Genomic DNA, 20,093 nt, shown 5'->3' with positions numbered 1-20,093 from the left:
TTTCATTCAACTTGGTTTTGAGGGTACTTAACCATAAAATATAAATGCTCTAGAGATATTTGTTAATTTTGTTGAAAATTGTCTTGTATGAACTATATTCTTTTTGATGGTCCACGTAGGAATCATTTATTACCCTTCACATTTACGCGACCAGTTGCGGAAATTCGTGTAGGTATTATGACATTGAGAGAACGTTGGGATGCATTTTTGAAGACTTCAACTACTTCACTTACTGAAGATTACTTAGCGGTAAAATTCCCTATTCATTTAGAAGATGAAAACATATTTATCGATTCATCGGTTTTACCTACAGCCGAATTAGTAAAAGCAGTTTCTTCTTTACAAAAAGGTGATGTTTTACTTTCGAATGATCTTATAGTTGCATATTCTAGTAATGAACCAAAAAGTAAAGCGCAAATAGAGGAGTTCAGTAAAATTGAATTCAAAGGCAAATTTCCTCAAATAAACAACACCTGGGATATATTTGATAAGAATGCTGAAATTTTACAGTTAGACTTTGATTTTATAACCAAAGGAAGAGTCAGTCAACCTATTTCAAAAACAAATCATTTAATTCATTCTGAGCGAATTTTTCTAGAAGAGGGTGCGAAAGTTGAGTTTAGTATTCTAAATGCCACCGACGGACCTATATACTTAGGAAAAAACTCTGAAATTTGGGAAGGAAGCTTAATTAGAGGTGGATTGGCGCTTTGTGAACATGCCATTGTTAAAATGGGAGGTAAGCTTTACGGGGCAACTACAATTGGGCCGCATAGTAAAGTGTGTGGTGAGATAAGTAATTCGGTGATTTTTGGATATTCAAGTAAAGGACACGAAGGTTACTTGGGTAATGCAGTGTTAGGAGAGTGGTGTAACATAGGTGCGGACTCTAATAATTCTAATCTTAAAAATAATTATGCTAAAGTCCGTTTATGGGATTATGCTACAGAACGTTTTGAGCAAACAGGCCTACAGTTTTGTGGGCTTATGATGGGTGATCATAGTAAGACAGCTATAAATACCATGTTTAATACAGGTACAGTAATTGGAGTAAATTCCAATATTTATGTACCAGGATTCCCTAGAAATTTCATTCCTAGTTTTAGTTGGGGCGGGGCATCAGGCTTTACGGCATATTTGCCAGAAAAGGCCTTTGAGGCTGCCAAAGTAATGATGGCCAGAAGGGGAGTGGAGTTTAATGATGTAGAGGCAGCTATTCTTACGCATGTATTTGAAATCACAAAAAAATGGAGAAAATATTAATATTTAAAAACTGTAATACAGTTGGTTAAGTATTTTTATCGTATCTAAAAATAAATTTATCCGATGAAAAAAAAAGTTGCTTTTTACACTTTAGGATGTAAGCTGAACTTTTCGGAAACTTCCACGATAGCCAGAAATTTTACAGATGAAGGTTTCGAAAGAGTGGATTTTTCAGAAGAAGCAGATATGTATGTTATCAACACTTGTTCGGTAACTGATAATGCAGATAAGAAATTCAAGACCATTGTAAAAAAGGCTCAGAAAGTTAATCCTGAAGCTTTTATTGCGGCTGTTGGGTGTTATGCACAATTAAAACCGGAAGAACTTGCTGATGTTGATGGGGTAGATTTAGTTTTAGGAGCTACTGAAAAATTTAAAATCACAGATTATATAAACGATCTTACAAAGAGCGATCATGGTAAAGTACATTCCTGTGAAATAGCTGATGCAGATTTTTATGTTGGTAGTTATGCTATTGGAGATAGAACTAGAGCTTTTTTGAAAGTGCAAGATGGTTGTGATTATAAATGTACCTATTGTACAATTCCGCTAGCTCGTGGTATCTCTAGAAGTGATACTTTAGAAAATGTTTTAAAAAATGCAGCTGATATTTCAAAACAGGGCATTAAAGAAATTGTTTTAACAGGTGTTAATATTGGGGATTATGGTAAAGGTGAGTTTGGTAATAAAAAACATGAACATACCTTTTTAGATTTAGTACAGGCATTGGATAACGTAGAGGGGATTCATCGTTTGCGAATATCATCAATTGAGCCTAATCTCTTAAAAAATGAAACTATTGAATTCGTAGCTGAAAGTAAAACTTTTGTTCCTCATTTTCACATTCCATTACAGAGTGGTAGTGATTCATTACTGAAATTGATGAAACGAAGGTATATGACGAATTTATACCAAGAACGTGTTTGTAAAATTAAAGAGGTGATGCCAAATTGCTGTGTTGGCGTTGATGTAATTGTTGGTTTTCCTGGTGAGACAGAAGAACATTTTCTAGAGACCTATCATTTTTTGAATGATATGGATATTTCCTACCTGCATGTTTTTACTTATTCCGAGAGGGACAATACACCAGCGGCTTCAATGGAAGGTGTAGTGCCGAATAAAGTAAGAAATAAAAGAAGTAAAATGTTACGTGGCCTATCTGTGAAGAAAAGAAGAGCTTTTTATGAAAGTCAAATAGGTAATGAGTTGACCGTATTGTTTGAAGGAGAAAATAAAGAAGGATATATTCACGGCTTTACGGAAAATTACGTGAAGGTGAAATCACCTTGGAATCCTGAATTGGTCAATACACTTCACCAAGTTAAACTGACAGAAATAGATAATGACGGTTTGGTTAGATTTAGCTTTATAAATGAAAAAGTAGAAGTATAAAAAAAAAGCCTTTCATTTGAAAGGCTTTTTAGTTTATTAGATTCGAATACCGATAGGTAACATTTCTTTGTACTGTAATCGGTTTTTTCTTAAAAAACCAGCGATGTGCGGACTGGTCGGTACAACTCTAAGATTCCTTTCCTGAATGATACTTAGGACGGCTTTGATAAAATTTTCCCTAAAACTTTCGTCTATAATTTCTTCTGGAACTACCAGTTTGGTAAGAAAGACTTTGCGTTCTTGAGAAGAGTATTCAATCCTTGCAAGATGACCATCTACGGTTGTTTCAAACTGGCGTAGAAAAGGATTGTCCTTAATAATAACATCGTTCATATAGATTATTTTAGTGTTGCTACTAGACAAAAAAATTACGATGTTCTCATATCGTAATTTGTCGTTATTAAAATGATGTAAAGAGTACTATTTTAAAATGCTAAATGATTTTCGCATTCTTTTCCAAAAGTAGTTAAAAAATCCCTAAATTCCTAGATTTTACTACGTTTCATAACTATGATTGATAATAGAATACATGTATATTGTATGCCAGGTATGGCTGCAAGTGCAGCTATTTTTGAGTACATTAAACTTCCAACGGAAAGATTTGAACTACATTTTTTAGAATGGACGGTTCCGATTGCTGATATTTCCCTTTCAAAATATGCGCAAAATATGTGTTCTAAAATAACGCATGAGAATGTTGTGCTATTAGGAGTTTCTTTAGGCGGTCTTTTAGTTCAAGAAATGTCGAATTTTATTACTGTAAGAAAGGTGATTATTGTTTCGAGTGTTAAAACTCGATATGAACTTCCAAAACGGATGTTGTTTGCGCGCTATACTAAGGTGCATAAATTGCTGCCAACAGGTTTGGTAAATAATGTTGAACTTTTGGCTAAGTATGCCTTTGGGGAAAGCGTTACCAAAAGAATAACCCTATATGAACGATATTTATCTGTTAGGGATAAGAGTTACATTGATTGGTGTATAAATCAACTGGTAAATTGGAAATGTGAAAAACCATGTAAAAATTTAGTGCATATACAAGGGGAAAAAGATACTGTTTTTCCAATTTCAAACATTAAAGACTGTATTCGAGTAGTAAATGGAACACATACTATGATAATTCATAGAGCTAAATGGTTTAACGAGAACTTGCCAACAATTATTTTGGAATAAGATAGTTCTATATATACCTTTGTTGAGTAGAATAGTTAAAGAGATAATTTAAAAAATATAAGTCATGAAAATCATTAAGAATATTTTGATGTTATTGGGAGTGGTGTTTGTTGCGGGAACATTAATATTTGCGGTTCAGGGTACTGATGCTGTTACTATAAAAAATAATGCCATCGTTATTGATAGTGTCCAGAAAAATGTAGCTACATCCTATAAAATATCTTCAATAGATATACCTGAAAATTTGAATTTTGCTGGTGAAGTTGTGCCTCAAAAGGATCCTGAAATAATGGAGCGTGTTGATCGTGAGTTTTTGGTGAATACTTATTGGCAATCCAATGCCTTATTGCTGATGAAACGAGCGAATAAATTTTTCCCTATTATTGAACCAATTTTGGCAAAAAATGGAATTCCGGATGATTTTAAATACTTGGCAGTTGCAGAAAGTGGATTGACAAATGTAGTTTCACCTGCAGGTGCTACTGGTTTTTGGCAAATTATGAGAGAAACAGGTAGAGAGTATGGGCTTGAAGTGAATTCAAATGTGGATGAGCGTTATCATTTAGAAAAATCGACAGAGGTGGCTTGTGAGTATTTGAATAAATGGAAAAGTAGGTATGGTAGTTGGGCATTAACTGCTGCTGCATACAATGCAGGGCCAGGAGCAATTAATAAATACATGGGTATTCAGCAGGTAGATAATTATTGGGATTTGTTGTTAGGTGATGAAACAGGTAGGTACGTTTTTAGAATAATGGCTATTAAAGAGATATTAGCTAACCCAGAAAAGTATGGTTTTCATATAGAAAAAGAAGATATGTATGAGGCCGTACCAACTTTTACAGTTGAAGTTGATAAACCGGTTAGCGATTTTGCAGATTTCGCTCAGGAGTATGAAATCAACTATAAGATATTAAAAAGGCACAATCCATGGTTACGAGAACCACATTTAAACAATGGTTCAGGTAAAAAATATACTGTAGAAATTCCTAACAAGGGGTATTACAAAGTAGGTAGGTAGATTTAAATCTTTTTCATTTGTTGCTGCATCATCTTTATTTGATCTGTCAACATGTTATTTTTATCTAGCTTTTTAGCTTCGTTAAGTAGCGTAGTTGCTTCCCTTTTACGTCGCTTTTGCATGGCTATACCAGCAAGGCTCAATTTCGCCATAGCAACATCATAATCCATTGTCAGTCCTAATTTCAATGCTTTTTTGAAATATTTTTCTGCTTGGGTTAAGTTTGTTTGTGAAAAAATGATACCATGTAGATAATTGTAATAACCCTGTTGTTTAACTGTTAATGCAGCTGCCGGGTTTTTTATTTTGTCTAACCAATTTTTAGTTCCGCTTAAATCTTGCTTTCTCATTCTTAAAAATGCCAAAAGAATAATTTCATTTCTAAAATATAGGAAGATAAATATTGAAGATAATAATAAAAGAAAGATGCCATTACCTATATTACCTTCTATAAATTGGTAAATTGAATAAGCAATTATTAGTCCTGCAACAACTAATTTTAAATTTTTATTGAACATACAATGTATTATTTTAAGTGTTTGGTGGTATAAATAAATTTTCACGTTTATGCGAAACCCTATTAAAATAAAGCTATTTCAGCGCTAAATTTCAATACGGGCAAAATTAATCAAAAGCTAGGTTTTCAGACGTACGGATTTATAAAAATATTTTTTTTCATAACACTTGTCAAAGAAAAAACTCTTTGTATATTTGCGCCCAGTTTCACAGAGGATTCTGTATAATATCAAATAAATAGAAAAGGTTTAAGAGATGCCCGGACAAAAAAGAACATATCAGCCGTCAAAAAGAAAGAGAAAGAACAAACATGGTTTTCGTGAGCGTATGGCTTCCGTAAACGGTAGAAAGGTTCTTGCAAGAAGAAGAGCAAAAGGAAGAAAGAAATTGACTGTTTCCTCTGAACCAAGACATAAAAAATAATGATTACATAGTTTTTTAAAATATTTAGGTGTTACTTTTCTGAAAGTAGCACCTTTTTTTTGTCCAATTCCCAAAATATTTATATCTAAAATGCCAAAAAGAAAAGATTTAAACTCAATTTTATTAATAGGATCAGGTCCTATCGTAATCGGTCAAGCATGTGAATTTGATTATGCAGGAAGTCAGTCGTTGCGATCACTACGTGAAGATGGTATTGAAACAATACTAATAAATAGTAACCCCGCGACTATAATGACAGATCCAACTATGGCGGATCATGTTTATTTAAAACCATTGACCACAAAATCAATTATTGAAATTTTAAAAGCTCATCCTCAAATAGATGCTGTTCTACCAACCATGGGTGGTCAAACAGCATTAAATCTTTGTATCGAGGCTGATAAAAAGGGCATTTGGGAAGATTTTGGTGTTGAATTAATCGGTGTTGATATTGATGCCATTAATATTACTGAGGATAGAGAACAGTTTAGAGAATTAATGTTGAAGATTGGCATCGGTATGGCACCACAAGCTACTGCAACATCATTCTTAAAGGGAAAAGAGATAGCGCAAGAGTTTGGGTTTCCGTTGGTAATTAGAGCATCATATACGCTTGGTGGAGCAGGTGCATCTATTGTTTATAAACCAGAGGATTTTGATGAACTTTTAAGCTACGGATTGGAAATTTCCCCAATACATGAAGTAATGATCGATAAGGCCTTAATGGGCTGGAAAGAATATGAATTAGAGTTGCTACGGGATAAAAATGATAATGTTGTAATTATTTGCACCATTGAGAATATGGATCCGATGGGTATTCATACAGGTGATTCTATTACTGTAGCTCCTGCAATGACCTTATCTGATAGAACTTTTCAGAAGATGCGAGATATGGCCATTAAAATGATGCGTAGTATCGGTGATTTTGAAGGTGGATGTAATGTTCAATTTGCAGTTAGTCCTGATGAGAAAGAAGATATCATAGCGATTGAAATTAACCCTCGTGTTTCAAGGTCATCAGCATTAGCATCTAAAGCAACGGGTTATCCTATTGCAAAAATTGCTACTAAATTGGCTATTGGTTATTCTTTAGATGAGCTAGATAATCAGATTACAAAATCTACCTCGGCATTATTCGAGCCAACTTTAGATTACGTCATTGTAAAGATACCACGTTGGAACTTCGATAAATTTGAGGGTTCTGATCGCACATTAGGGTTACAGATGAAATCTGTAGGTGAGGTTATGGGTATTGGACGTTCATTTCAAGAAGCATTACATAAAGCGACACAATCATTAGAAATTAAGCGTAATGGCTTGGGTGCGGATGGTAAAGGCTATAAAAACTATGAGCAAATTATTAGTAAACTAACGATACCTAGTTGGGATCGAGTTTTTGTGATCTATGATGCTATTCAAATGGGTATTCCATTGAGTAGAATACATGAAATCACGAAAATTGATATGTGGTTTCTTAAACAATATGAAGAATTACATTTCTTAGAAAAAGAAATCTCTAAATATACTATAGCCACCCTTTCAAAAGAGTTGCTTTTAGAAGCAAAACAGAAAGGATTTGCTGACAGACAAATAGCTCATATGCTAGATTGTTATGAGAGTGAAGTATATAATAAACGTACTGAACTCAATATTAATAGGGTATATAAGTTGGTTGACACTTGTGCCGCTGAGTTTAAAGCGATGACACCTTATTATTATTCAACATTTGAGGCAGAAATCGAAAAACCAGATGGTACGCGATATGTAGAAAACGATAGTATCGTTTCAGATAAGAAAAAGATTGTAGTATTAGGATCAGGTCCAAACCGAATTGGACAAGGAATTGAGTTTGATTATTGTTGTGTACATGGTGTTTTGGCTGCTGCAGAGTGCGGTTATGAAACAATTATGATCAACTGTAATCCAGAAACAGTATCAACAGATTTTGATATAGCAGATAAACTATATTTTGAACCTGTATTTTGGGAACATATTTATGATATTATTCGTCATGAAAAACCAGAAGGTGTAATTGTTCAGCTTGGTGGTCAAACGGCTCTTAAGTTAGCTGAAAAGTTATCTAAGTATGGAATAAAAATAATTGGAACAAGTTTCGAGTCTTTAGATTTAGCAGAAGATAGGGGCAGTTTCTCAAAGCTTTTACAAGAAAATGACATTCCATTTCCTCAATTTGGAGTTGCTGAAACCGCAGAGGAAGCATTGGTACTTTCAGATGAGTTAGACTTCCCTTTATTGGTGAGACCTTCTTACGTGTTAGGTGGGCAAGGAATGAAAATTGTAATCAATAAGGAAGAACTTGAAGAGCATGTTGTTGATTTACTTCGTAAAATCCCGAATAACAAGCTCTTATTAGATCACTATCTTGATGGAGCAATAGAAGCTGAAGCTGATGCTATTTGTGATGGTGAAGATGTCTATATTATAGGTATAATGGAACATATTGAGCCATGTGGTATTCACTCTGGAGACTCAAATGCCACCTTGCCACCATTTAACTTAGGGGAATTGGTAATGCAGCAAATTAAAGATCATACGAAGAAAATAGCCTTGGCATTAAATACTGTAGGTCTTATCAATATTCAATTTGCGATAAAAGATGAAGTCGTTTACATTATTGAAGCAAACCCTAGAGCATCACGTACGGTACCTTTTATTGCAAAAGCATACAAAGAGCCTTATGTAAATTATGCTACTAAAGTTATGTTGGGAGAGAAGAAAGTGAAAGATTTCAAATTTAATCCTCAACTTGAAGGCTTTGCTATCAAGCAACCAGTCTTCTCCTTTAATAAGTTTCCTAATGTGAATAAAAACTTAGGTCCAGAAATGAAGAGTACAGGAGAAAGTATTCTCTTCATAGATAGCTTAAAGGATGATGAATTTTACAATCTATACGCAAGACGTAAAATGTACTTGAGCAAATAGGTCTAACTATTAGACCTTAATTATATTTAGAAGGAAAACTTTATAATTACTTAAGTTTTCCTTCTGCATATAATCTTCTAATTTCTTTCTTATCAAATTTTCCAACACTGGTTTTTGGCACTTCATCTATGGTCACGTAATTATCAGGAATTTGATAGTTAGCAAAATCTAATGATAAAAATGTTTTTATTTCGTCCTTAGAAATTGGTTTAGATTTATCTGATAAAACAATAGTAGCCAACGGTCGCTCAGACCATTTCTTATCTGGAATAGCTATTACAGCAGCTTCTTTTATTTTAGGGTGCGCCATTAACGCTGATTCTAATGCAACACTAGAAATCCACTCGCCACCACTTTTAATTAAATCTTTAGTTCGGTCTGTTATTTCCATATATCCATCGGCATCAATAGTGCTTACATCCCCTGTTCTAAACCAACCATCATCTGTAAAATTATCTCTGTTATTGGTTTTAAAATAAGACTTTATGACCCAAGCACCTTTTACCTGTAACTCTCCCATTGTTTTACCATCACGCGGACAAACCACACCATCTTCTGCAACAACACGCATTTCAATGCCCGGGAACTCTATACCTTGTTTTGCACGAATTTTCAATTGCGCTTTTTGGTCTAAATCCAAGTGTTTCTTTTGTAAACGACTACAAGTACCGAGAGGAGAGGTTTCTGTCATTCCCCATGCTTGTACTCCCTTGATGCCAAAATCATTTTCGAAATTCTGAATCAAACTAGCTGATAATGCAGAACCGCCAACTAAGTACTCTTTTAGTGCTAATTTTTTAGTGGGAGGATTCTGTTTCATTTCCTCGTAAACACCCATCCAAATGGAAGGAACACCGTTAGCCTTAGTTATCTTTTCGCTTTCCAACATTTTTATTATCGCCTTAGGTTGTAGATGTAATGAAGGCATTACCATATCTGAACCTGTTAAAAGACACATGTATGGAAAACCCCATGCCATCACATGAAATTGAGGAACTATTAATAGAATGACATCGTCATTGCTATAATTACCTGCGTTAGGTGTTAGAATAGTCATAGCATGAAGGTAAGTTGACCTATGGGAATATAGTACGCCTTTTGGCAGTCCGGTAGTACCGCTTGTATAACACATACCACAGGCATCATTTTCATTAAGAGTGGGCCAATCTATAGTGTCTAATTGATTTTCAATTAAATTTTCATAATGAATTGTATTTAAAAGCGTAGTGCTAAAGTTTTCTGGAGCGTTTATGATGATATATTTTTCAACTGTTTCTAATTTTGAAGCAATTTTTTCTAATAAAGGCACCAAAGTTGCATCAACAAAAATGACTTTATCTTCTGAGTGGTTGATAATGAATTCGGTCTGTTGAGAAGACAATCGAACATTTATTGTATGGCATATGGCTCCGATACCTGGTATGCCATAGTATAGTTCAACATGTTGATAATGATTCCACGCAAAGGTACCTACCATATCACCTTTGGTAATTCCTAATTTGTTTTTGAGTGCATTGGCTAATTGGCAAGAACGTTTTTCAAGTTCGTCGTAAGTGTATTCATGTCGTTCACCATTGGGCATATAGGAGATTACCTTCTTATCGGGAAATGCGCTTTTAGCATAATTTAAAATGGTATTGGTAGTAAGTGGGTAATCCATTATCAATCCGTTCATTGCAGGTATTTTTGGGTTAACTCAAAACTTGACTTTTAAATTTAGTCATTTTATTACAGGAAAATCTGTCGATATCATCAGTTTTTAAGCTAAAATTTAATTTTATTAGAGAAAAGTTTAATTTTTTTAATAGTTACTCTTGTGTGGATGTAATTCAATTAGGGGAATGTTGAAAAAAATAGTTTTAATCTTAGCAATTTTGGTATTAGTCTTTATAGGCTTAACCTATTGGTCACTTTCTAGTACTACCAAAACCTTTAAAACTTGTGAAATTCTAGGAATTTCTGATATCGAAACAACAGATTTTAAGGCCTTCGATTCGGTAAGGGTTGCTGCAAGTACATTATATGAGGCGAATGCAATAAAAAGTATAATGCAAGGTGAGCAATACAGGGAAGTTTGGTCAACACCGGTTAAGGTTCCAATCTTATTCATAGATACATTAATGGGCAATGTACGTATAGTTGAAGAGGGTGGCGGACATCAAACCCATTCATTAAAGTTAGAGACAAAAGATGGTACTTTATTGACTCTTAGAAGTGTTTCTAAAGACCCGTCTCCTTTAATACCAAAGCTTGCAGAAACTATGGGCATAGAAAATATAGTGGTCGATGGTATTTCTGCTCAACACCCATATGCCGCCTTGGTAGTTGCTCAACTATCTATTAAAGCTCAGGTTTTTAGTACAAACCCAAAGTTGGTTTTTCTTCCCAAACAGCTAAAACTTGAGAATTATAATGAGAAATTCGGAAATAGATTATTCTATTTAGAACATGAAACTGAAGGCAATGCCAAATGGTTAAAGCGTCAAAATATTGATTCACTAATCGATACTGAAGACTTGCAAGAACTAAAAATTAAAAACCCTAATAAAGTATCTATTGATGCTAGGTCTCTTGTTAGAGCACGATTGTTTGATTTGCTAATAGGGGATTGGGACCGTCATTCTAAGCAATGGGGCTGGGCTATTGAGAATCGTAGTGATTCTATCATGGCTATACCTTTGCCTTGTGATCGTGACAATGCCTTTTTCAATTTAGGAGGTGTTCTTCCAACTTTAATTTCCAATCAAACTTTCTTACCTAAAGTGCAATCTTTTGAAAATGAAATAGATTTTTTACCTGGGTTAATTTCATCATTTGATATTTATTTTATGAGAGATATTCCTGAAACAATTTTTAAGGAAGAGGCAATTCAACTTCAAAACTTACTTACTGATGAAGCTATAGAATCATCATTTGATGTTTGGCCAAAAGAGGTATTTGATTTAGATGGTAACGAACTTATTGAAAAAATAAAAATTAGAAGAGGAAATTTATTGGAGTATGCCCTTGAATTTAAAAAACATTTGTCTAAAAGTGATGTGCTGACAGAATCACTTACAGGGTCAGAAGATATTAAAATGACTAAAGCACAAATGGCCTGTTTTAATTGCGCTAACAATTAGATATAAATTAAACTTGATTTCTATTCTATCTTAGAATAGTATCGATTGAATTGATAACTAAATAACCCCAGCAATCTCAGAAATATGAATGCAACTATTGTAAATAGAACCGAAAAATACATTAAACGACTTTTAGCGAATCAGCTAAATAACAATTTTCTTTTTCACAGTCAAGGTTACACGAATAAGCTGGTGGCAAAGACTAATTTAATTCTTGAAGAAAATAAATCTTTAGATATAGACACAAATATAGTAGTTGTAGCTGCTTGGTTTCTGAATGCTGGTTACGTGGTAAATTATGATAATCACATTAAAGAGAGTATTCAATTGGCTACTGATTTTTTAAGTGAAGAAAAAGAAGTAGTTAATCAGGATATAAAAGCCGTTACTGATCTTATAAAAAAAGCTTGGGAAGACAAAGAGCCTAATAGCGAAGAAGAAGCGATATTAAAGGATGTGAGAACATGGTTTTATGCATCAGATGATTTTAAAGAAATGTTACAGTTGTTACGACTTGAGTTGGTGAATTTTGACAAACCGGTTCCCAATTTAGAAACTTGGCGGTTAAATTATGTTGAGAAGCTACGTGTACAACATATGTTTTATACGAATTATGCAAAGGAAAACTGGCAAGAACAGAAAGAGAGTAACCTACTATCTCTAATTTCTACCATGCAAAAGGCAGTTAAGACTGAAAAAAAGGAAGCTTTAAAAGCTAAATTAAAAGATGAGAGTCCGCAGAGAGCAATCCAATCCTTATATCGAATAGAGCTTAGAAATCATATTAAATTGAGCGATATTGCCGATACAAAAGCAAATATTTTGTTATCGGTTAATGCTATAATAATTTCACTTTTATTAGCTAATTTATTGCCTAAATTGGACTCTCCATCTAATTCATATTTAATATACCCTACGGTAATTTTTGTTCTCTTTAGTATTGCCTCTATGATTATGTCTGTATTGGCTACTCGCCCTAAAGTAGATAATTCTGATGTGGTGGAAGATGATATAAAAAACAAGGATACTAATTTCTTATTTTTTGGTAATTTTCATTCGATGGAACTGAATGATTTTAAAGCCAAGCTAAAGGATATCATTAAGAGTAAGGAATCGATTTATGACTCTTTAAGTATGGATTTATACTACTTGGGTAAAGTGTTGAAACAGAAATATAAATTGTTGAGATGGACCTATACTATTTTCCTAGTAGGTATTATTTTATCTGTAATATCGTTTGGCTTTGCTCTTAAATATTACGGAATGGAAGATGAACTTCTTGATGCTGTGACTCCAACGTTAATAAAATAATAGCTATTTAAATTTATAGGATATCATAGATGTGATTCCTATTAATTGAACCAGACGGCATACCTTTTTCTTCTTAGTTCTATGGCCAATTGCTCTTCCATTTTTAAGGCTTCGGCTCTTGTGGAAATAGGTTTAATATGATTGAATAAACTTCCTCTAAGGTAAAGGCCATATTTGTTTACGATTTTAGAGGATAGGTTATGACCTTTTTTACTTAAAGTTCCCTTCTTGTGTTGCTGAAAACGTTCCTTAGGATCTTTACTAGTCATCCCCACATATAAGCATTCTAATACACCATTAAATTGAGGGTTGGCTTCTCTAAACTTTCTGTTTTCTGAATACACCTTTTTAGATAATTCAACTACATAAATGCTGTATTTATAATTCGGCATAAACTACTTATTTACTTTGGTTTTCTAAATTCAACTTTTTCTGCCTTTAAAATTCTCCATAGTTTTATAGACACCTAAAACATTTCCTGTAAACCAATCAAAAACTGAAATAGGTAAAATAGCTTGCGCAAAACGTGTCACGCTATAAATGTATCCGGGAATGGACACCATTTTTTTATTTTTTAAAATTGCGTTTATAATAGTTAATGTAGTTGCTTCTGGGTCTAGTATGGGTATTTTTGACTTAACACCTTCGAACATGCCGGTATTTATATAATAGGGCATTATTGTAGTTACTTTAATATTCTTTCCTAATTTTTCCATTTCTAAGCGTAAACTATCCGAAAAACCAATCAATGACCATTTACTAGCGACATAAACCGACATTTTAGGGTTGGATAATAATCCGCCAGAAGATGCGATATTGCATATATGTCCTGTATTCTTGGTAAGCATATTGTCAATAAATGCATGTGTTATAAGTATTGGTGCATTAGCATTGATGTTCAGGGTGTTTTGGATATCAGCTTTTGAATGTTCATGAAAATAGGCACCAACTATAATTCCAGCATTATTGATTAATAAATCGATACCGCCAAAAGTTGTGATAACTTGTGATGCAGCTTTATTTATTTCAGAAATCTCAGAAACGTCTACCTTCATTACTGTGAGTTCTCCTAAAGTAGAATATTTCGATTTAACTCTTTCTAGATTTCCCTCATTAATATCCCAAATGATAACAGTCGCGCCACGTTCTAACAAAATTCGCGTCATAATTTCACCAATACCTGAAGCCCCACCTGTGATAAGCGTTATTTTATTTTTGAACGTTTTCATATTTTAAATCGATATATTAAATTTCCTCCAAAGTAGATTTTCCTATAGAACCATCTCCAGAGGTCCATTTCCATGTTTCATGTAGCCTTATTTTGCCATTAGGCAGTATCTCAGGTGTAGATTGGCAAACACCGGTCATGAGCTCTCCATTGGTATTGATTTGATGATAGCGCATATCAATATTCCCTTTTTCGTCTATTACACCAATTAAATGTCCCTTAATAATTGAGCCGCCATGATATTCAGCTTCTAAAATAGCCTCTGTTTGTTTATAATGAAAAATGGTTTCTTCAGTTGTTTCACCATTTTCAGAAGTTAGTATTGGTTTGAAACTTTTGTTATTGTAATCCATTAGTACTAAAAGATTATGTCGATAGGTAAATTATGGTAAATCAATTATTCTTGATCAACCTCAATACCTTCTGTTGTGAAAGAAAATGCTTGTGCTCCCAAACCACCAACCATTACAGCCTGAAATAAGGGATTCACTTGTTTCTTAGAATACCAATCTATTATAAAATTAGCACCGCTACCACCAGAGGTGTCTTGTTGCTAAATTACATAATCAATAGACTCCATTGGTTTTAAGTAAATAGGGGAATGAATATAACTTCTCACCAAATCTCCCTGGGTATTGTAATAATCAATCTTATTTACAAAAAGACTGTCTTTGATACTGGTATTTTGAATGCTTAAGGTTGCTGTAAGCAATGTTCTAGTATCTCTAGTCTGATTGTATATATCGGAATAGATAGGTACATAAACATGTCTTAAAAGTGTATCATTTAAGATAGTATTTGCCCTTCTATGTTAGAAAAACAAGTGAAAGACAAATACTACTTAAAATAATTGTTAATTTTTTCAAATTCTATTATTATGCATCCCATTCTGTATGGAAAATACCTTCACGGTCTAAACGCTCATATGTATGAGAACCAAAGTAATCACGTTGCGCTTGAATTAAATTTAAAGGTAATTTACTAGAAGTATAGGCGTCAAAGTAAGTAAGTGAATTTGATAATCCCGGAAGTGGAATTCCGTTTTGTGCTCCAAAAGCAACTAATTCTCTGGCGGCACCTACCGAATCCTTTATTTTACTAACAAAGTTTGGCGAAAGTAAAAGATTTGGCAATGTTGGTTCGGCTTTAAAAGCTTCAGTAATATCGGCCAATAAGCCAGCACGTATAATACAACCAGCACGCCATATTTTGGCAATTACTGAAATATCTAAGTTGTAACCATATTCTTTTGAAGCATCTGCCAATTGATGTAAACCTTGTGCATACGTGATAATGAATGAGAAATACAAGGCTTTTTCAGAAAGCTCCTCTAATTTATTCTTATCCATGTGTGCAACTACTGGTCTGTCATAAAGTGCATCTGCTTTTATTCTTTCATCCTTCAATGCAGAAAGCTCACGCATACTCACAGCAACATCAATCGATGGTACTGGTATACCTAAATCCATTGCATTTTGACTAGTCCATTTACCGGTACCTTTTTGTTTTGCCTTATCTAATATCTGATCCACCAAACGACCTTTGACTAAATCATCTTCTTGTTCAAAAATTTCAGAAGTAATTTCAACTAAGAAAGATTGTAACCTACCTGAATTCCATTTTGAAAAAGTGGCGTGAAGTTCATCATTGTTATAATCACCTCCTTTTTTGAGAACATCATAAATCTCAGAGGTTAATTGCATTAATCCATATTCAATACCATTATGAACCATTTTTACATAGTTACCAGCTGATTTTGGACCTAGATAAGCAACACATGGTTCACCTTCATATTTAGCAGCTACAGCTTCGAATATTGGTTTAATATGTTCGTAAGCAGACTTTGAGCCACCAGGCATAATACTAGGTCCCCTTCGAGCACCTTTTGCACCACCAGAAACGCCGGCACCAAAAAAGTTTATAGCCCTATTTTGTAGTTCATTTTCTCTACGATCGGTATCTGTAAAGAAAGAATTACCACCATCAATAATAATATCTCCTTTGTCAATATGTGGAAGTAAAGAGTCAATCACTGAATCAACAATCTTACCAGCCGGAACTAATAACATTATTTTGCGTGGTTGTTTTAAATTTTTGACAAATGTTTTAATATTTGTTGAAGCATCAACTTTCTCCAAATCACCACCTTCAGTCTTCAAAGAATTTACTTTTTCCTCATCCAAATCATATCCGTAAGCAGAAAATCCATTATCTGCTACATTAAGGATAAAATTACGTCCCATTACTCCAAGGCCTACCAAACCAAAATCATACATAAATTCAATGTTTTAAAATTAGAATACAAAATGCCGCACCATCTTTTTTTGTTTAATTTTGACGACTTAATGCATATCAAAAATAATTTAAAATATTGACTTTATTTCTAAATTCCATCGCAAAGAAGTGTTATAATGGCTTTCTTTTTAAGATATTTGGAGAATAAAGAATAGAAAGGGTTTATGAAGAACACAGACAATCAAATGCTCATTATTTTTGGGGCATCTGGAGATTTAACCGCAAGAAAATTAATACCTGCCATATTCAACCTATATAAAGGTAACCATCTACCTGAAAATTTTGTTGTACTTGGGGTGAGCAGAAGTGATTTAGGCGACTTAAAATTCCGTAATAAAGTCGTTTTGGAAAGCCCTTATTTTGAAGAGGACCGAAAGGATAATAATGAAGAATACATTCAAAAATTTGCGAATAAATTATTCTATGAAGATTTAGGGTCCGATTACGACACTTCTTATGAACGATTAGAAAAACGTATATCTGATCTTGACCAAAAATATGGTACAGAAGGTAATCATATATTTTACCTATCTACACCACCTAGCTTGTATGAGCCAATAGCTAAAAACTTATCGGATCAAGGGTTAAATGATGAAACGGAAGGATGGAGAAGAATAATTGTTGAAAAACCATTTGGTTATAGTCTAGAATCTGCGAAAGAATTAAATGACGGACTTCATACGTATTTTAAGGAAGGTCAGATTTTCAGAATAGATCATTATCTAGGTAAAGAAACAGTTCAGAATTTATTGGTTACTCGTTTTGCGAATAGCATTTTCGAACCACTTTGGAATAGAAATTATATTCACCACGTAGAAATTACCAATGCAGAAAGTGTTGGTGTTGAAAAAAGAGGAGGATACTACGATAAATCAGGGGCATTGAGAGACATGTTTCAAAGTCATTTATTACAAATAGTTGCTTTGATTGTTATGGAACCGCCATTAAGTGCTGATGCAGAGGAGATACGTAATGAAAAGCTAAAGGCCTTGAAGTCTCTTAAAATCATGACCGATGAGAAAACCCTTTTTGATAACACAATTAGAGCACAATATGTGGCATCTAAAATTGATGGTCAAGAAGTAAAAGGATATAGAGAAGAAGACGGAGTCGATAAAAACTCAACAACAGAAACGTTTGCTGCCATTAAGTTTTTTGTGGATAACTGGCGTTGGGCAGATGTACCTTTTTACGTAAGAACAGCTAAACGAATGCCTACCAAAGTAACGGAAGTGGTGATTCATTTTAAAACGCCACATCATCAGATCTTTAAAGAATCTAGCATGAGTAACAAGGATAATAAATTGGTTATTCGTATTCAGCCAGATGAAGGTATATTAATAAAATTCGGAGTTAAAGTTCCAGGACAAGGTTTTGAAGTAGAGCGTGCTAATATGGATTTCTACTATTCAAGTTTAAGCGAAACACGCGTAATGGAAGCTTACGAACGCCTTTTGCTCGATGCAATGCAAGGTGATGCCACATTATATGCTAGAGCAGATGAGGTTGAGGCAGCATGGGCATTTGTTGATCCGATTTTAGATTACTGGCAAAATGGTAAAGATGTTAAAATGTATGGGTATGCAGCTGGTGTATGGGGTCCTGAAAATGCAAACGATTTAATTGAAGGACTTAGTGAATGGCGTAATCCTAGTGAGAATTTATCAGATGATCCAGGGTTCTGTGTAATTTGCTAAACATTTTAAAAAATACAATACAATTTACAAGTAAGAATGGAAGTAAAAGTATATCAAAATAAAGTTAAGGTTGCAGAGGAATTTTCAAAGTTTTTAATTGAAAAATCAGCAAATCAAAAAACATATCATATCGCCTTATCTGGTGGTAGTACACCTAAGATAGTATTTGATGTTTTAGCAGAAGAATTTTCTAGCGATGTAGATTGGAGTGCTATTCATTTATACTGGGGAGACGAACGTTGTGTAGCACCAGACGATGAACAAAGTAATTATAGAATGACGGTAGAACACCTAATTTCTAAAGTTAATATCCCAAAAGAAAATATTCACCGTATAAAAGGCGAGGCTGACCCTAAATTGGAAGCCAAGCGTTATGGAGAATTATTAGAAACAGAATTGCCAAAAGCCCTGGGTTTACCACAATTTGATATGGTTATTTTGGGCATGGGCGATGATGGGCACACCGCATCAATTTTTCCGCATGAACTGAACTTGTGGATTTCACCAGATAACTGCGAAGTGGCTATTCATCCAGAATCAGGTCAGAAAAGAGTTTCTATAACCGGTAGAATTATTAATAATGCCAAAACTGTAGTGTTCTTGGTTACCGGCGACAGTAAAGCAGAAAAGGTGAGAATCATTGTAGATAGGGAAGAAGGTTATTTAGAATATCCTGCAAGTCATGTTTCCCCAAAAACAAAGGATTTATTTTGGTTTTTAGATGCTGCTGCTGCTGAACAACTTACTTTAGATCAATCTTAATATTCTCACTTTCTAATTCCTTTAAATAATTATGAGAAATAAAGGTTTTAGATTCAAATTTAGTATCTCTTTCTTGAGCTTCTAATTTTCTGTATTTGCTACGGGCAAATCTTCTTACGCCTTGATCATCAGTTACGATTAGACCAGGAATAGGAACATTTTTGCCATCAGGGCCTTTGGCAACCATAGTAAAGTAAGATGAATTACAATGTTTTCTTGTTCCTGAAGTGATATTTTCAGACTCGACACGAACGCCAACAACCATAGAGGTTCGGCCGGTATAATTAATACTGGCCTTTAATGTTACCAACTCACCAACTTCAATTGGATTTAAAAAGTTTACTCTGTTTACTGAAGCTGTTACACAATAATGTTGTGAGTGCTTAGAAGCGCAGGCAAATGCAATTTGGTCCATAAGACTTAAAATATGTCCACCATGTACCTTACCACCGAAGTTGGAATGGGAGGGAAGCATTAATTCAGTTATTGAAACTCTTGAATCTCTTACACTTTTAAACTTTGTTATTTGCTTGTTGTTATCTGCCATTGTAAAATGATTAAAAGGTTTTACTAATTTCTAAAGTGTGGTGATTGTTCTGCTTCGACATTGGTGATAAAATATTTAGTGTCACCTAGCCAAAAGAAGGTCGCATAACGTTCAGTATAAGTCACTTTTACATATTGCCCTTGGTATTCCTTCATTTTTTCTATGACCTCTTTATCTTTATCCAAAATTGAAAAGGAAAATATTTGAGCACCCGAGATTCCTTGGCTTATTTCACCTTCCCATGTTTTGGCTATAACACCTTTGTGGGTTAATTTAATTAACTCTCCTGAGCGTACGCCCTCACTGAAGGATACAAAGTAAATAAAGGCATAGTATAATGCTGCGATGGCAATAAAGCCAAAAATGATTAGTGATAGTATTTTTTTCATAGGGATGTTTT

The 20,093-nt window shown here is 34.0% G+C and carries 19 protein-coding genes and 1 pseudogene; 10 read left to right on the top strand and 10 right to left on the bottom strand.

Annotated features, from left to right (window positions below):
* The first annotated feature begins 87 nt into the window (after positions 1–87).
* Both AAC084_RS05180 and mtaB read left to right on the top strand, forming a co-directional pair.
* On the top strand, positions 88–1,263 hold the full coding sequence (locus AAC084_RS05180) for a GlmU family protein (protein ID WP_339837831.1): 1,176 nt from the start codon (positions 88–90) through the stop codon (positions 1,261–1,263).
* A gap of 63 nt (positions 1,264–1,326) precedes the next feature.
* Positions 1,327–2,655 carry a tRNA (N(6)-L-threonylcarbamoyladenosine(37)-C(2))-methylthiotransferase MtaB gene (mtaB, locus tag AAC084_RS05175; RefSeq protein WP_339837828.1) on the top strand — a complete coding sequence of 443 codons (1,329 nt, stop codon included), beginning with the start codon at positions 1,327–1,329 and terminating at the stop codon, positions 2,653–2,655.
* Positions 2,656–2,691: 36 nt separating this feature from the next.
* On the opposite strand, the gene AAC084_RS05170 is transcribed toward mtaB, so the two are convergent.
* The gene (locus AAC084_RS05170) at positions 2,692–2,988 is read right to left on the bottom strand and encodes an N-acetyltransferase (protein WP_339837825.1); all 297 of its coding nucleotides are present in this window, start codon (positions 2,986–2,988) and stop codon (positions 2,692–2,694) included.
* 177 nt (positions 2,989–3,165) lie between these two features.
* On the opposite strand from AAC084_RS05170, the gene AAC084_RS05165 reads away from it, so the two are divergent.
* Positions 3,166–3,828: an alpha/beta hydrolase gene (locus AAC084_RS05165; RefSeq protein WP_339837822.1), complete on the top strand. Its 663-nt coding sequence runs from the start codon at positions 3,166–3,168 to the stop codon at positions 3,826–3,828.
* Positions 3,829–3,892: 64 nt separating this feature from the next.
* Positions 3,893–4,849: a lytic transglycosylase domain-containing protein gene (locus tag AAC084_RS05160; RefSeq protein WP_339837821.1), complete on the top strand. Its 957-nt coding sequence runs from the start codon at positions 3,893–3,895 to the stop codon at positions 4,847–4,849.
* A 2-nt stretch (positions 4,850–4,851) separates the two neighbouring features.
* On the opposite strand, the gene AAC084_RS05155 is transcribed toward AAC084_RS05160, so the two are convergent.
* Complete coding sequence (locus AAC084_RS05155) at positions 4,852–5,367, bottom strand: DUF2892 domain-containing protein (protein ID WP_339837818.1); 516 nt, start codon at positions 5,365–5,367, stop codon at positions 4,852–4,854.
* Between the two features lie 253 nt (positions 5,368–5,620).
* Between AAC084_RS05155 and rpmH the strand changes: the two genes are divergently transcribed.
* Both rpmH and carB read left to right on the top strand, forming a co-directional pair.
* Positions 5,621–5,788, top strand: a complete 168-nt coding sequence (gene rpmH, locus AAC084_RS05150; protein ID WP_068484552.1) for a 50S ribosomal protein L34 — start codon at positions 5,621–5,623, stop codon at positions 5,786–5,788.
* A gap of 90 nt (positions 5,789–5,878) precedes the next feature.
* Positions 5,879–8,731, top strand: a complete 2,853-nt coding sequence (carB, locus tag AAC084_RS05145; protein ID WP_339837812.1) for a carbamoyl-phosphate synthase large subunit — start codon at positions 5,879–5,881, stop codon at positions 8,729–8,731.
* A gap of 46 nt (positions 8,732–8,777) precedes the next feature.
* On the opposite strand, the gene AAC084_RS05140 is transcribed toward carB, so the two are convergent.
* Entirely contained in the window at positions 8,778–10,406 is a 1,629-nt protein-coding gene (locus tag AAC084_RS05140) for a long-chain fatty acid--CoA ligase (RefSeq protein WP_339837809.1), read from the bottom strand.
* A gap of 166 nt (positions 10,407–10,572) precedes the next feature.
* Here AAC084_RS05140 and AAC084_RS05135 point away from each other — a divergent pair, with 166 nt between their 5' ends.
* Together AAC084_RS05135 and AAC084_RS05130 are read left to right on the top strand one after the other, a co-directional pair.
* The gene (locus AAC084_RS05135) at positions 10,573–11,853 is read left to right on the top strand and encodes a hypothetical protein (protein ID WP_339837806.1); all 1,281 of its coding nucleotides are present in this window, start codon (positions 10,573–10,575) and stop codon (positions 11,851–11,853) included.
* Between the two features lie 84 nt (positions 11,854–11,937).
* On the top strand, positions 11,938–13,164 hold the full coding sequence (locus AAC084_RS05130) for a Pycsar system effector family protein (RefSeq protein WP_339837802.1): 1,227 nt from the start codon (positions 11,938–11,940) through the stop codon (positions 13,162–13,164).
* 41 nt (positions 13,165–13,205) lie between these two features.
* Here the strand turns inward: AAC084_RS05130 and AAC084_RS05125 are convergent, their stop codons facing one another.
* The 5 genes and pseudogenes from AAC084_RS05125 to gndA all read right to left on the bottom strand — a co-directional run bounded on the left by AAC084_RS05125 (position 13,206) and on the right by gndA (position 16,668).
* Entirely contained in the window at positions 13,206–13,556 is a 351-nt protein-coding gene (locus AAC084_RS05125) for a GIY-YIG nuclease family protein (RefSeq protein WP_339837799.1), read from the bottom strand.
* Between the two features lie 30 nt (positions 13,557–13,586).
* Positions 13,587–14,393, bottom strand: coding sequence for an SDR family NAD(P)-dependent oxidoreductase (locus AAC084_RS05120; RefSeq protein ID WP_339837796.1), 807 nt, complete (start codon positions 14,391–14,393; stop codon positions 13,587–13,589).
* 16 nt (positions 14,394–14,409) lie between these two features.
* On the bottom strand, positions 14,410–14,745 hold the full coding sequence (locus AAC084_RS05115) for a n-acetylglutamate synthase (protein ID WP_339837793.1): 336 nt from the start codon (positions 14,743–14,745) through the stop codon (positions 14,410–14,412).
* Between the two features lie 44 nt (positions 14,746–14,789).
* A pseudogene (locus AAC084_RS05110) lies at positions 14,790–15,185 on the bottom strand (DUF3124 domain-containing protein).
* Positions 15,186–15,267: 82 nt separating this feature from the next.
* Positions 15,268–16,668: an NADP-dependent phosphogluconate dehydrogenase gene (gene gndA, locus AAC084_RS05105; RefSeq protein WP_339837790.1), complete on the bottom strand. Its 1,401-nt coding sequence runs from the start codon at positions 16,666–16,668 to the stop codon at positions 15,268–15,270.
* Positions 16,669–16,851: 183 nt separating this feature from the next.
* On the opposite strand from gndA, the gene zwf reads away from it, so the two are divergent.
* Both zwf and pgl read left to right on the top strand, forming a co-directional pair.
* A complete protein-coding gene (gene zwf, locus AAC084_RS05100; protein WP_339837787.1) occupies positions 16,852–18,384 on the top strand; it encodes a glucose-6-phosphate dehydrogenase in 1,533 nt (510 codons plus the stop codon).
* Between the two features lie 36 nt (positions 18,385–18,420).
* Positions 18,421–19,146 carry a 6-phosphogluconolactonase gene (gene pgl, locus AAC084_RS05095; RefSeq protein ID WP_339837784.1) on the top strand — a complete coding sequence of 242 codons (726 nt, stop codon included), beginning with the start codon at positions 18,421–18,423 and terminating at the stop codon, positions 19,144–19,146.
* Here pgl and AAC084_RS05090 read toward each other — a convergent pair.
* Both AAC084_RS05090 and AAC084_RS05085 read right to left on the bottom strand, forming a co-directional pair.
* Positions 19,127–19,693, bottom strand: coding sequence for an acyl-CoA thioesterase (locus AAC084_RS05090; protein ID WP_339837781.1), 567 nt, complete (start codon positions 19,691–19,693; stop codon positions 19,127–19,129). The genes pgl and AAC084_RS05090 overlap by 20 nt on opposite strands.
* A gap of 23 nt (positions 19,694–19,716) precedes the next feature.
* Complete coding sequence (locus tag AAC084_RS05085; RefSeq protein ID WP_339837778.1) at positions 19,717–20,082, bottom strand: 6-phosphogluconate dehydrogenase; 366 nt, start codon at positions 20,080–20,082, stop codon at positions 19,717–19,719.
* Between the last annotated feature and the right edge of the window lie 11 nt (positions 20,083–20,093).

Origin of the sequence: uncultured Maribacter sp., assembly GCF_963977385.1 — a bacterium.
Taxonomy (GTDB): Bacteria; Bacteroidota; Bacteroidia; order Flavobacteriales; family Flavobacteriaceae; genus Maribacter.
The sequence above is the reverse complement of the archived record's forward strand: the minus strand, read 5'-3'. Positions and strand labels throughout refer to the sequence as shown.

Bases quoted from the DNA above. Each gene is read 5' to 3' on its own strand.
- AAC084_RS05180 (WP_339837831.1), top strand. From the start codon at position 88: ATGAACTATATTCTTTTTGATGGTCCACGTAGGAATCATTTATTACCC.
- pgl (WP_339837784.1), top strand. From the start codon at position 18,421: ATGGAAGTAAAAGTATATCAAAATAAAGTTAAGGTTGCAGAGGAATTT.
- AAC084_RS05160 (WP_339837821.1), top strand. From the start codon at position 3,893: ATGAAAATCATTAAGAATATTTTGATGTTATTGGGAGTGGTGTTTGTT.
- AAC084_RS05155 (WP_339837818.1), bottom strand. From the start codon at position 5,367: ATGTTCAATAAAAATTTAAAATTAGTTGTTGCAGGACTAATAATTGCT.
- rpmH (WP_068484552.1), top strand. From the start codon at position 5,621: ATGCCCGGACAAAAAAGAACATATCAGCCGTCAAAAAGAAAGAGAAAG.
- AAC084_RS05120 (WP_339837796.1), bottom strand. From the start codon at position 14,393: ATGAAAACGTTCAAAAATAAAATAACGCTTATCACAGGTGGGGCTTCA.
- AAC084_RS05085 (WP_339837778.1), bottom strand. From the start codon at position 20,082: ATGAAAAAAATACTATCACTAATCATTTTTGGCTTTATTGCCATCGCA.
- AAC084_RS05125 (WP_339837799.1), bottom strand. From the start codon at position 13,556: ATGCCGAATTATAAATACAGCATTTATGTAGTTGAATTATCTAAAAAG.
- AAC084_RS05165 (WP_339837822.1), top strand. From the start codon at position 3,166: ATGATTGATAATAGAATACATGTATATTGTATGCCAGGTATGGCTGCA.
- AAC084_RS05140 (WP_339837809.1), bottom strand. From the start codon at position 10,406: ATGAACGGATTGATAATGGATTACCCACTTACTACCAATACCATTTTA.
- AAC084_RS05170 (WP_339837825.1), bottom strand. From the start codon at position 2,988: ATGAACGATGTTATTATTAAGGACAATCCTTTTCTACGCCAGTTTGAA.
- AAC084_RS05130 (WP_339837802.1), top strand. From the start codon at position 11,938: ATGAATGCAACTATTGTAAATAGAACCGAAAAATACATTAAACGACTT.
- mtaB (WP_339837828.1), top strand. From the start codon at position 1,327: ATGAAAAAAAAAGTTGCTTTTTACACTTTAGGATGTAAGCTGAACTTT.
- gndA (WP_339837790.1), bottom strand. From the start codon at position 16,668: ATGTATGATTTTGGTTTGGTAGGCCTTGGAGTAATGGGACGTAATTTT.
- AAC084_RS05090 (WP_339837781.1), bottom strand. From the start codon at position 19,693: ATGGCAGATAACAACAAGCAAATAACAAAGTTTAAAAGTGTAAGAGAT.
- carB (WP_339837812.1), top strand. From the start codon at position 5,879: ATGCCAAAAAGAAAAGATTTAAACTCAATTTTATTAATAGGATCAGGT.
- AAC084_RS05135 (WP_339837806.1), top strand. From the start codon at position 10,573: ATGTTGAAAAAAATAGTTTTAATCTTAGCAATTTTGGTATTAGTCTTT.
- zwf (WP_339837787.1), top strand. From the start codon at position 16,852: ATGAAGAACACAGACAATCAAATGCTCATTATTTTTGGGGCATCTGGA.
- AAC084_RS05115 (WP_339837793.1), bottom strand. From the start codon at position 14,745: ATGGATTACAATAACAAAAGTTTCAAACCAATACTAACTTCTGAAAAT.